Source organism: Tardiphaga sp. GW821-FHT12E02 (genome assembly GCF_058807155.1).
This window is the reverse complement of sequence record NZ_JBXAQK010000001.1, coordinates 5,104,958-5,117,342: the sequence shown is the minus strand read 5'-3', so window position 1 is coordinate 5,117,342 and position 12,385 is coordinate 5,104,958. Positions and strand designations below refer to the sequence as shown.

Here is a 12,385-nt window from a genome sequence, read left to right as displayed (position 1 = left end):
ATGGCAATCGCCGGCGTTCTCCTGAAGCGGTCAGTCTCGGTCATCCCCGTGCTGGGGGTGGTGGCGCTGATCGCATTCATGCTGCTGCGCTTCGCCTCGGGCGATCCGGTGGCGCAACTCGCCGGCGACAATGCCGATCCCTCGGCCATCGCTGCCATCCGAGCGCGTCTCGGCCTTGATCAGCCGCTGGCGATGCAGTTTCTGAACTGGCTATGGCGCATGTTGCATGGCGATCTCGGCACTTCGATCGTGTCCGGCCAGCCGGTCACGGCACTGATCACCCAACGCGTCGGCCCGACGGTCGCCGTGTCGATCACCACGATTGTGTTCTCGGTGGTCGTCGGTGTGCCAATCGGCGTGCTCGCTGCATGGCGGCGTGGCGGCTGGCTCGATCGCTTCGCTATGTGGACGTCGGTAACCGGCTTTGCGGTACCGACCTTCGCCATCGGCTATTTCTGGATCTATCTGCTATCGATGCAACTCGGGCTGTTCCCTGTGCAGGGTTACGTGCCGCTGAGCGACGGGCTCGGTCTTTTCCTCTGGCACCTGACATTGCCGACGCTGACGCTGAGCCTCGTCTATATCGCGCTGATCGCGCGTGTGGCGCGCACGAGCATGCTCGAAGTTCTGTCGGAGGATTTTGTCCGTACCGCGCGGGCCAAGGGCTTGCCGGAGCGGATCGTGGTGTTCAAGCATGCGCTGCGCAATGCGGCGGTGCCGATCGTCTCCATCGTCGGCATTGGCATCGCGTTGCTGATTGGCGGCGTCGTGGTCACCGAAAGCGTGTTCAATCTTCCCGGCCTCGGCCGTCTCGTCGTGGACTCGGTGCTGGCGCGTGACTACCCGGTGATCCAGGGCGTAATTATCGTGTTCGGTGGCGCCTACGTGGCGATCAATCTGCTGGTTGATCTCAGCTATTCCTTCTTCGATCCGAGGATTAGCCAGCAATGAGCACGATCGCGGTCTCTGCACCCACCTCATCAATCAATATTCGTGCCTTCGCCGGCCGACTCCTGAGCAACAGGACAGTGCTGTTCGGCCTTTGCATCCTCGTGCTGTTGGCGTTGATCGCCATCTTTGCCAGCTGGCTGTGGACGGTGGATCCTGCGGCCATCAAGCCGCGCCTGCGGCTGCGTCCGCCCAGTGCTGTCAACTGGCTCGGCACCGATAATCTCGGTCGCGATATCTGGAGCCGGCTGGTTTATGGCAGCCGCGTCTCGCTGGTCGTTGGCGCCTCGGTCGCCTTTATCGCCATCGTCTTGGGTAGCCTGCTTGGCTTGATCGCGGGCATGGTGCGCTGGATCGACAATGTGCTGATGCGCATGATGGACGGGATGATGGCGATTCCGGCCATCCTGCTGGCGATCGCGCTGATCGGCGGTCTCGGCCCATCCATCACCACGATCTGCATCGCCATCGCGATCCCGGAGATTCCGCGCGTCGCCCGCATGGTGCGTAGCGTGGTGCTCACGGTGCGCGAAGAGGCGTATGTCGAAGCGGCCGTCAGCATGGGGACACGGCTGCCGGTGCTGATGGCTCGGCATATCGTGCCAAACATCATGGCGCCGCTGATCGTGCAGGCGACCTATATCGCCTCATCCGCAATCCTGATCGAAGCGTCGCTCTCGTTCCTCGGCATCGGCATGCCCGACGAGATTCCAAGCTGGGGCAACATGATGTCCGACGCGCGGCTTTATTTTCAGGTGCGGCCGGGGCTGATGTTGTTTCCCGGCATCTGCATCGCGCTGACGGTGCTCGGCATCAACCGGCTCGGCGATGGCCTGCGTGACATGCTCGATCCGCGGCTGGCCCGATCGGTGGGAGGCCCGAAATGAGCGACGCATTGCTCGACATCCGCGGCTTGACAGTCGGCCTGAGCAGCGAGGCCGATGGTCGTTGTATCGTCAAGGACATCGACATCACGGTGCCATCGGGCGGCATTGTCTGCGTCGTTGGCGAGTCCGGTTCCGGCAAATCGGTCACGGCCTTCAGCGTCATGGGGCTGTTGCCAGACGGGCTGAGACCGGCGGGTGGATCGATCACATTGCTCGGCGAGGAGCTGTTGGGCGCATCGGCCGAGCGCATGCGCGCGTTGCGCGGCAGCCGCATCGGCATGATCTTCCAGGAGCCGATGACGGCGCTCAATCCGGTGATGACCGTGCGCGAGCAACTTGCCGAGCTAATCGAATGGCATTCGGAGGTGCGGCCGAGCAAGGCCGAGGTCAACAGACGCGTGCTGGCGGCGCTGGAAGACATGCTGCTGCCCAATGCTCCGCAGATGATGCAGGCCTATCCGCACCAGCTGTCGGGCGGCCAGCGCCAGCGCGTGATGATCGCCATGGCGATGCTGCTGGAGCCGGTGTTGCTGATCGCGGACGAGCCGACCACGGCGCTCGATGTGACCACGCAGAAGCAGATCCTGATGCTCATCAAAGATCTGGTGAAGCGCAAGAACATCGGTGTGCTCTTTATCACGCATGATTTTGGTGTGGTTGCCGACATCGCCGATCAGGTTGTGGTGATGCAAAAGGGCGCTGTGGTCGAGAGCGGCAGCGCCGACGCGGTGCTCGGGCATCCTGCCCAGGCCTATACGCGTCTGCTGATCGAATCCGTACCGAAGGGCATCAATATCCCGACGACCGCGCGCGAGCCGGCGCCCGATGTGCTCGCGGTGAAGGGGCTGAAGATGACCTATGGTCATCGTGGCTTGTTCGGGCGTGGTCGTGTCACCCATGCGGTCCGCGATGCCGGCTTCACGCTCGGCCGCGGCGAGATCCTCGGTGTGGTCGGCGAATCCGGCTCCGGCAAGTCGACGCTGGCGCGCTGCGTGGCTCGGCTGATGAGGCCGACATCGGGCGAGATCAACCTGCTCGGGACCGACATCGCGGCGGTCTCTAATGAAACCCTGCGGCCGCATCGCCGCTACATCCAGGTCGTGTTTCAGGATCCCTATCGCTCGCTCAATCCGCGCCTGTCGGTTGGCCAGTCGATGATCGAGGGCGTGGTCAATTTTGGTGCATCACCGCAGGTCGCTCGCGAAAAGGTGTCGGCGCTGCTCGAACTGGTCGGGATGGATCCGCAGGTGATGCATCGCTTCCCACACGAATTCTCCGGCGGCCAGCGCCAGCGCATTTGCATTGCGCGTGCCCTGGCCTCGGAGCCGCAGATATTGGTCGCCGACGAAGCGGTGTCGGCGCTCGACGTCACCGTACAGGCACAGGTGTTGAAGCTGTTCGCTGACCTGCGCAGCCGGCTTGGCCTGGCGATGCTGTTCATCACCCATGACCTGCGCGTTGCCGGTGAACTTTGCGATCGCATCATGGTGATGAAATCCGGCGAGATCGTCGAGAGCGGTCCGACTGCGGAGATCTTTGCCAATCCGCAACATGCCTATACCCGCGCGCTGTTCGCTGCTGCGCCCGGCCGCGAACGTCTTCAGTAATCCTCAATGTACTGGCGCGATGCGCCTTCAGGAGTGTCGTCATGACGGTGATGCAGAAAATCCAGAACGATGCCGTGGTCGCCGCCATTCATCCGCTCGATCCGTTGACGTTGGAGGAGATCGGCGCCGCCTGCGATCTTGTCAAGGCGAATGGCAAGGTTACGCCGCGGTGCCGCTTCCCGATCGTACGGCTGGAAGAGCCAAGCAAGGCCGAGCTGCGCAGTTACGCGACAGGTACGCCGCTGCCGCGGCTGGCCTTTGTGGTGGCGCTGGAATCCGAGACCGGCGCTGCGACGGAGTTCATCGTCGATTTGACGGCGTCGCGCATCGTTGACACCAAGCTGCTGCCTAATGCCGATGCGCCCTATGGTCAGCCGCCGGTGATGATCGCCGAATTCATGCTGTGCGAGCAGATCGTCAAGGCAGACGAGGGCTGGCGCAATGCCATGCGCCGCCGCGGCATGTCCGACAGGGACATGGAAATGGCGCAGGTCGATCCGTTTTCTTCTGGGTTTTTCGATCGCGACTTCGAACGGGGGCGCCGGATCTTGCGCGCAGTGACCTTCTTCCGCGAAGATAGCAAGGACAATGCCTACGCGCATCCGGTCGAGGGCGTCGTCGCCGTCGTCGATCTCGTCCATCAGAAGGTCGTCGACCTGCTCGATGACGACAAAGTCATTCCGATCCCGAAGAAGAAGCGCAATTACGGTGCCCATGAAAACACCAATCCGCGCACTGACATCAAGCCGTTGAATATCGAACAGCCGGAAGGGCCAAGCTTCAAGGTCGATGGCTGGAAGGTGGATTGGCAGAAGTGGAGCTTTCGTGTTGGCTTCACGCCGCGCGAAGGGCTCGTATTGCATCAGCTCGCCTATCAGGATGGCGAGCACAAGCGTTCGATCATCCATCGTGCCAGCGTCACCGAGATGGTGGTGCCCTATGCTGACCCGACAGCGAATCACTACTGGAAATCGGCCTTCGATGCTGGCGAATATGGCCTTGGCATGCTTGCCAATGCGCTCGAGCTCGGCTGCGACTGCCTCGGCAACATCCATTATTTCAACATCCCCGCAGCCGACGAGCAGGGCCAGCCGTTCGAGATGAAGAATGCGGTTTGCATGCACGAGGAGGATTACGGCATCCTCTGGAAGCATTATGAGTTCCGCAACGGCCTTTTCGAGGTACGCCGTTCGCGTCGCTTGGTGATCAGCTTCTTCGCGACTGTCGGAAACTACGATTACGGCTTCTACTGGTATCTCTACCAGGACGGCACGATCCAGCTTGAAGCCAAGCTCACCGGCATCATCCAGACCGCGGCCGTCATGCCCGGCGAGAAATATGCCTGGGGCGGTATGGTAGACGACAATCTCGGCGGCCCGACGCACCAGCACTTCTTCAATGTGCGCATGCATATGGACCTCGATGGTGGCGGCAACACTGTCACTGAACATGAATTCGCGCAGCGTCCATGGGGCACGGACAACCCTTATGGAAATGCTTTCGATCTCAAGAGCAAGACGTTGTCGCGGGAACGCGATGCCGCGGCCATCGCGGATGGGCAGAGTGGCCGTTACTGGAAAGTCACCAATCCAAACAGCAAGAACAGCGTCGGCAATCCAGTCGGTTACAAGCTGATCGTGACGCCAAGCCCGGTGATGCTGGCACAGGAAGGCAGCTTCGTGCGCAAGCGCGGCGGGTTCGCCACCAAGCATGTCTGGGTCACCCCCTACGATCCCGCCGAAAAATATGCCAGCGGTGACTATCCCAATGTGCATGCCGGCGGCGACGGGCTGCCGCATTATATCGAGCAAAACCGCAGTATCGAGAACACCGACATCGTGTTGTGGCACTCGTTTGGCCACACCCACGTCTGCAAGCCCGAGGATTTTCCCGTGATGCCGGTGGAGTATGCAGGCTTCATGCTGAAACCGAACGGCTTCTTCGCGGCCAATCCCGCCAATGACATTGCGCCGGAGCGCAATGGGCGCAGTGTTTTGAGTGCGAATGGCGCCGGGGCTGCGGCGGCGTCGTCATGTTGCGGAAAATCCTGACCGTCGTGATCGAAAGGCTTGCACCATGATCTGCTGTCTGCTGGCACTGCTCGTGGCGCTTCCCGGCGTATCGATGCTGCGCCGCTTGTATACTGCCCGTGGTCAGTGTGCCGTGCGTTGCGGCCATATGGCGATGGGTCATGCGACGACAAGGCAGGTCACGATCGCTTGCGGCCTGGCACTGGCGGTGACAGGAGGCGCGTTGATCGGCGGCGTCCAGGGCGGGAACATCGTCAGCCACCCGTTTGGGCCGATCTGCTCTGCAATCGACCGTGCTACTTCGGCTCGCTGATCCCCGCCATCGATTGATTAGGAATCAATATTTTGAAAGAGACCCGCACGCGACTATATCGAGCCGATGCGCTTGGGAACGGCCGCTCCTGGCGCAAAGCGGATACTCCCACGACCCTGATTTAGTCAGCGAATTGCAAGAGGCGCCTAGCCATACGGATATTTGCGAGATCGATCATTCGGCCGTCTAAATTTGCCGCGCCATGCCCTTCGTTTTCCGCTGTCTGCATCGCTTCGATTACTCGCCTCGCCGAGGCGATCTCGTTGTCAGATGGACGAAAGGCCAATCGTGTGGGGTCGATCTGTTCGGGGTGAATGACCTGTTTACCGTCATATCCCATCGCCGCTGCCTTCACAGCGGAGCTGATAGTACCCTTCGAATCGCGGAAAGCGCCGAACGGGCCATCGATGGCCCGTAGATTGAAAGCGCGTGCCGCGATGAGGATGCGCATCATAGGATAGGCAAAGAGATCCTGCGGCGTTTCCGCATGATTGTCGGCAGCGGCGCCCGTATGGCTGTAGGCCCGCGGCGATAGCCCGATCTCGTCGCTGCGTGCGCCGATCGACGCACTGAAATCACCGACGCCGAAATGCAGCGCCGACACGCTTGGATGCGCGGCGGCGAGTGCATCGACATTCACGACGCCAAGTGCCGTCTCGATCAGCAATTCGATGTCCAGCGCCTCGCTCCGGCGTCCGCGTTGGGCGGAGAGCGTCTCGCCCAATGCCGAGACATCGGCGACACGCTCTGCTTTGGGAAGCAGCACCGCATCAAGACGCGAAAGGCCGGCAAGGCGATGAACTTCGTCTTGGATAAATGGACTGCCGATCGCATTGATGCGGACGGTAAGGGTCTTGCGCCCCCAATCCAAGTGCGCGATCGCATCGATGGCCGCGAGTAGAGCCTGCTTCTTTTCACCGACCGGGACGGCATCCTCCAGATCGAGAAAGACGGCATCTGCGCTTGAATCTGCCGCGCGCTCGACCATGCGGGCGCGATGCGCGGGGACAGCGAGATAAGTGCGCGTCATTCTGGTGTCGGTCATCGGGAAAGCTTCCGCTCGCTGAGTTGGGCAAGGATGGATTGTGTATGCTGTCCGATCGCCGGCACGGGGCCCATATGCGGTTGGACATTCGGAATCGTGATCGCTGGAAGATAACTCGTAACCGCGCCGTTCGGCGTGTCGACGGTTGTCACGCGGTTGCGACTGGAGAGCTGCGGGTGCTCGAGAAATTCTTCGACCGTATTCAACCGGGCATTGGCGATCGACGCACTCTCCAGCTTCGCCTGCACTTCGTCACTGGTCATGCTGGAGAAATGGTCTTCGATGGCCTTCTCGAGTTGATCCCGGTTCATCATCCGGTCGGGATTTGTCGCGAATAACGGATTGGTTGCGAAATGGGGGGCGCCGAATACGTTCGTACATAGCGAGAGCCATTCACGCTGGTTCTGGATTCCAAAGAACACGGTCTTGCCGTCTCCGGTCTTGAACGGACCGTAAGGTGCGATTGTCGCATGGCGCATGCCCGTGCGCTTCAACGGCTTGCCTGCGCCTTCGGTGTAAAGCGACGGATAGCTCATCCACTCGGTCATCGCGTCGAACAGCGATACCTCGAAAGCGGTGCCGCGTCCCGTGCGTTCGCGCGCATAGAGCGCCATCAGGACACCGTTCAGAACATACATTCCGGTGGCGATGTCGGCGATGGCGATCGCGCCTTTTGCAGGGTGTTCTTCGGTGCCATTGATGGACAGAAAGCCCGTTTCGCACTGCACCAGCAGATCATAGGCCTTCTTCTCGCTATACGGTCCGCCCGATCCATAGCCGGAGATGTCGCAGGCGATAAGACGCGGAAAGCGCTCGACGAGTGCCTTCGCATCAAGACCAAGCCGTTGTGCGGCGCCAGGAGCAAGGTTCTGCAGAAACACATCGGCATCGCCAAGCAGGGCTTCGAGTGTCTGTCGATCGTCGGTGGCCTTGATATCGAGCGCCAGGCTTTCCTTCGAGCGATTGGCCCAGACGAACTGGCTCGATAGGCCGTTCAGCACATAGTCGTAATCGCGGCAGAAGTCGCCATTGCTTGGGCGCTCGACCTTGATCACCCGCGCGCCCCAGTCTGCCAGATGACGGCTGGCCAGCGGCGCTGCGATCGCCTGTTCGAGCGATACAACGGTAATTCCGGATAGCGGCAATCCGTTTCTGTTCTTGGTCATCTCGCGCTCCTGCAGGTATCGCGAGCACTCTTACTGTCAATCTGCGGGAATGAACCATAATGGTTCGCCATCGCCCGTATAGGCCGAACCAATAGGAAGTCAGTCGGTGGCCTGGTCCCAAATTGCCGCATGTTCACGGGCGAGGGTACGGATGGTTTCCTCAGCAGCCAAGGCCGCGGCCGATTGCGGAATGCCAGTTGGCTGGCAAAGGCTGACCGTGCGCTTGACGGTCGGATTGATCAGTCGCCGTGCGAGAATGGGAATTTCCGCTGCGCGCGCGACTCCGGATGAGTTGATCGTCGCGAAATCTCCATTGCGCACCAGCTTCATCATGACGGGCAGGGAGTCGATGTCGCATGTCACATTGAGCGCCACTCTGGCTTCGGAAAAAGCGCGCTCGACCAGAAGGCGGAGGCCGTTCGTCCTTTCCGGCAGCAGCATCGGGACGTCGGCGAGCAGAGCGAGGTCGCAGGTCGATGCATTGATGTCGCCGATATCCGGCGCGCCGAATACGGAAAGCTCCTCGGTAAAGAGGGGGCGCACCGCGATGCCGGGTGCATCGGAGCTGCGAAACAGGATCGCCATATCAAGGCGCCCGTTGGCGAGCAGCTCGTTCAGATAGCCGCTGAAGCTCTCGAAAAGCTGCAGCTTCACACCCGGGTGATCTTTCCGCAACCGCTCCACCAGCGGCACGGCGAGCACGGAGGCGATGCTGGTCGGGAGACCGACGGCGACCGGGCCGACTGCGCCGCTGCTTTCGTCCGCTATGTCTGCTTCAAGTTCCTGCAACTGACGGAGGACGATACGAGCGTGACGGTAGAGTTTGGTTCCTGCGTCTGTGGGCTTCACACCGGTGGCACTACGCAGCAGAAGTGGTACGCCGAGCTCATACTCCATCGCCGCAATCTGCTGGCTTAGAGATGGCTGAGAGACCGACAGCAAGGCGGAGGCCTTTGACAGGCTTCCCATGTCGACGACGCTGACGAAGTATCTCAGATGTCTCAATTCCAAAGCATCGGCCTCGCGATCAATCGTTGATAATCAATTACTTACACCGAACCACAGGTGGTCTGCCACAGCGTCCTGCGGCAGATTGAGCCAACGCGCTGCCCTATACCCCTCAGAGCATCAGCCTATGGGACGCCGGATAGCGAGTATGTCACAAAAGCACACAACAGGGCGCGTTCGACGCCCAATGAACTAACAATCGAGGGGGAGGCATTCTTGCGCCATCTAATCATCGGTCTTGCATTACTCGCTGTTTCGCTGACCTCGGCGCGAGCCGATGGCTACCCGGATCGTCCGGTGACGATCGTCGTCCCCTACGCGGCGGGCGGCACTACGGATGTTTTGGGTAGGATACTCGCAAAGGCGCTGGGCGCCGAGCTCAAGCAAACCGTGATTGTCGAGAATGTCGGCGGCGCGGGCGGCACACTTGGTACTCAGCGCGTCGTGCGGGCGAAACCGGATGGCTACACGTTGAATTTCGGCAATATGGGATCGATGGCGGCGAGCGTACCGCTTTATCCGACTCTCGGTTTTGATACGCGCAAGGATCTGGTTGGGATCGGCGTATTCGCCAATGTGCCGATGATGATCTCGGTCAGCAAGAAAAGCGGGATCACAAGCCTTGCTGAACTCATCACTCGTCTGAAGGAACAGAGCGGGCGGGTTACATTCGGGCACTCGGGGGCTAGTTCGACCGCACAGCTCGCCGCGGCCATGCTGCTCTATCTGACGGAGACCAAAGCAACGCTGGTCCCTTATCGTGGATCGGGTCCCGCCATTCAGGATCTCATCGCCGGCAATATCGATGCGGTGATCGATCAGACCGTGACCATGATCCCTGCTCACCAGAATGGTCTGGTGCGGTCGATCGGGCTGACTGGAACGCAGCGATTGTCTCAGGTGCCGGACGTGCCGACCTTTGCTGAAGGCAATGTGCCGAAGTTCGATCTTCAGGTCTGGAATGCGTTGGCAGCGCCTGCTGGAACGCCGCCTGCCGTCATCGCGACTCTGGAAGCCGCCCTTGCCAGGTCGCTTGAGAATGAGGACGTCAAAGCGCGCTTTGCGGAGTTGGCGGCACGGGCTCCGCCAAAGTCGGAGCTCGGCGGCGTCGCTTTGGAGAAGCTGATCAAGTCGGACGTCGAGCGCTGGACGACGATCGTAAAGGAAGCGAAGCTCGACGCGCAATAATGGGCGAACCAAAAAGCTGCGCATCTCGATCGATGCGTAGCTTTTTTTATTGTTGAAGCGAAGCGAATACCGGCCGCAGATATCGCACCATCTCCGCCGGATGCTCCGTCATCGGGAAATGTCCGAGTTTGGGCATTTCGATCACACGCGCATTCTCGATCCATCCAGCCAACTGATGTGCGTCTTCGACTGTTGCGGAGAAGTCGTAGTGGCCGATCAGCAGCGCCACCGGGATCGTCTTGCCATCGATTCGCTTGGCGATCTGCTCGCCATCGAATTCGTCGGAATAGAAGGCGAGGTCGCCGTCGTAGATTCCGGGTGCACCTTGCGAATAGATATAGGCGGCGCGGCGGCGAAGATCTGCCGGGCTGCGTGGTCCAAGCAGGCCGCGGACATAGGCCGCCGAGTGCCAGCCGCCATTGACCTTGGCATGGGTGAGATAGTCGTTGCGGCGACCGCGCGGCCGCAGCGGTGCTTCCAGAGCGATAACTGCCCGGATGAGATCCGGACGTTCTGCAGCGAGTACCATGGCGATGCCGGCGCCCATCGAGCATCCCATCACCACGACGGGTTCGCGAATCACCTGCTCGATGAAGCTAACGCACCAATCGAGATAGGTCTGCTGATTGAGTAGATACGTGTCGCCGCTCCAGTCTGCCGGTGGCATCGAACGCCCGTGAAAGGGCATGTCGAAACCAATCAGGCGCCAATTGGCGCCAAGGCCTGCGTCGCACATCACGCCGTGAAACTGGCGGGTATCAGCCCCCGCCGTGTGCAGGCAAAGCACAGGTGTGCCGGTGCCAGCTTCCTCGCTATAGATATGCGCGCCCCGGCCTGTTGAACTTGTGATGCTGTGATAGCTGCCGCGCAGACGACTGAGATCCGCTTGCGGTGCTTCGACTTCATAGGGCGTGAGATTGGCGAAGATCGCCTCGAAACAGGCGCGGGCCTGCGCGATCGCGAGGGGATCCCCGGTGATCGTGAAGCGCTGATTACGCAGTTGAATTGATGAGAAGGAATGGTAGGTCGGTGGTGCCGGATCAGCAAGCACTAGCGCCCAATCATCGGCGCCGGCTGAAATCTCGATTTCGCTTGCAGCGTCCGATTGAGCTGGTGACGTGCCGATCATGACGTCATGGATGCGATCACCGACGCAGAAGCGTACGCGCAGCGAAAGACCGCGCGTGAATACGTTCACTTCCGGCTTGGCGAGTGCTATCGTCAGATGATCGACGAGCCGTTCGAAGACGGACATTGATGCGGCTCACTTGTCCGCAGTGAGGTAACGGCCGATCTCCGTGTGGTCCGACTTGGGACCGAGCTGCTTGAGCGCATTGTTCCACATCGCCGTGATCTCGTCGGCAAGCGGCGCCTTGATGCCGATCTGATGCGCAAGTTCGTCGGCGGTCTGGATGTCCTTGGCCATCAGCGCCATGGCGAAGCCGGATGCGAAGCTCTCCGAGATGATGAACTGCTTGAGCTTGTTCTCGGTAGAATTGTTGCGGCCGGTCGAGGCGTTGAGCACGTCCACCAGCGTGTTTGGCTCGATGCCGAACTTACTGCCGATAGCGAGCGCTTCTGCTGCTGCAGCGAGGCCTGCGGCCGACACGTAATTGTTGAGCGCCTTTGCGGCATGGCCGGAGCCGAGTGGACCGGTGCGGAAGGCAGCCGGGCCCATGGACAGCAGGATCTTGTCGGCCCGATCGATGGTCGCGTGTGCGCCGCCGGCCATGATCGCCAGCGTGCCACTGACGGCGCGCTTCACCCCGCCGGAGACGGGCGCATCGATGAATTCAAAACCGTCAGCGATCAATTCTTCGCCGAGGGCGCGGGTGCCGAGGGGGGCGGACGAGCTCATATCGATGATCACGGTGCTCTTGGCGAGCTTGGCCTTGAAACCTTCAATGGCTGCACGCACGATCTTGCCATCGGGAAGCAGCGTGACGATCGCTGCGGCGCCATCGATCGCTTCATCGATCGTTGCAGTGGCGGTGCCGCCTTCCTTGGCGAAGGCGCTGCGCGCATCTGCCGACAGGTCGAAGCCCACCACTTGGAAGCCCGCACGGGCGATACAGGCGGCCATCGGACGGCCCATATTGCCAAGTCCGATCACGGTCACCTTGGCGGGCGGATTGATTGCGGCTGAAGTCGTCACGGGCGTTCCTCTGCTTTTGTTTGTGTCGTGTTTTGTTT

The 12,385-nt window shown here is 60.7% G+C and carries 10 protein-coding genes; 5 read left to right on the top strand and 5 right to left on the bottom strand.

Translation table 11 applies throughout. The features are described 5' to 3' along the window. Nucleotides 1–6 precede the first annotated feature (6 nt). From AC1RQ5_RS24240 to AC1RQ5_RS24225, 4 genes are read left to right on the top strand one after another with little or no spacing between them, the layout of a single operon-like run. Nucleotides 7–951: an ABC transporter permease gene (locus AC1RQ5_RS24240; RefSeq protein WP_493203547.1), complete on the top strand. Its 945-nt coding sequence runs from the start codon at nt 7–9 to the stop codon at nt 949–951. Next, nucleotides 948–1,835: an ABC transporter permease gene (locus AC1RQ5_RS24235; RefSeq protein ID WP_493202369.1), complete on the top strand. Its 888-nt coding sequence runs from the start codon at nt 948–950 to the stop codon at nt 1,833–1,835. Before AC1RQ5_RS24240 ends, AC1RQ5_RS24235 begins: the two co-directional genes overlap by 4 nt. Further along, nucleotides 1,832–3,442, top strand: a complete 1,611-nt coding sequence (locus tag AC1RQ5_RS24230) for an ABC transporter ATP-binding protein (RefSeq protein ID WP_493202367.1) — start codon at nt 1,832–1,834, stop codon at nt 3,440–3,442. The genes AC1RQ5_RS24235 and AC1RQ5_RS24230 overlap by 4 nt, the downstream gene beginning before the upstream one ends. Nucleotides 3,443–3,483: 41 nt before the next feature. After that, nucleotides 3,484–5,493, top strand: coding sequence for a primary-amine oxidase (locus AC1RQ5_RS24225; RefSeq protein WP_493202366.1), 2,010 nt, complete (start codon nt 3,484–3,486; stop codon nt 5,491–5,493). A gap of 413 nt (nt 5,494–5,906) precedes the next feature. Here AC1RQ5_RS24225 and AC1RQ5_RS24220 read toward each other — a convergent pair whose 3' ends face one another. The 3 genes from AC1RQ5_RS24220 to AC1RQ5_RS24210 form a co-directional block, all read right to left on the bottom strand. Continuing rightward, on the bottom strand, nt 5,907–6,815 hold the full coding sequence (locus AC1RQ5_RS24220; protein ID WP_493203546.1) for an HpcH/HpaI aldolase/citrate lyase family protein: 909 nt from the start codon (nt 6,813–6,815) through the stop codon (nt 5,907–5,909). A gap of 11 nt (nt 6,816–6,826) precedes the next feature. Next, entirely contained in the window at nt 6,827–7,996 is a 1,170-nt protein-coding gene (locus tag AC1RQ5_RS24215) for a CaiB/BaiF CoA transferase family protein (RefSeq protein WP_493202364.1), read from the bottom strand. A gap of 99 nt (nt 7,997–8,095) precedes the next feature. After that, nucleotides 8,096–9,001: a LysR substrate-binding domain-containing protein gene (locus tag AC1RQ5_RS24210; RefSeq protein ID WP_493203544.1), complete on the bottom strand. Its 906-nt coding sequence runs from the start codon at nt 8,999–9,001 to the stop codon at nt 8,096–8,098. 60 nt (nt 9,002–9,061) lie between these two features. Here AC1RQ5_RS24210 and AC1RQ5_RS24205 point away from each other — a divergent pair, with 60 nt between their 5' ends. After that, a complete protein-coding gene (locus AC1RQ5_RS24205; protein WP_493202363.1) occupies nt 9,062–10,192 on the top strand; it encodes a Bug family tripartite tricarboxylate transporter substrate binding protein in 1,131 nt (376 codons plus the stop codon). A gap of 46 nt (nt 10,193–10,238) precedes the next feature. Here AC1RQ5_RS24205 and AC1RQ5_RS24200 read toward each other — a convergent pair whose 3' ends face one another. Together AC1RQ5_RS24200 and AC1RQ5_RS24195 are read right to left on the bottom strand one after the other, a co-directional pair. Further along, entirely contained in the window at nt 10,239–11,447 is a 1,209-nt protein-coding gene (locus AC1RQ5_RS24200; RefSeq protein WP_493202362.1) for an alpha/beta fold hydrolase, read from the bottom strand. 9 nt (nt 11,448–11,456) lie between these two features. After that, nucleotides 11,457–12,347, bottom strand: coding sequence for an NAD(P)-dependent oxidoreductase (locus AC1RQ5_RS24195; RefSeq protein WP_493202361.1), 891 nt, complete (start codon nt 12,345–12,347; stop codon nt 11,457–11,459). Between the last annotated feature and the right edge of the window lie 38 nt (nt 12,348–12,385).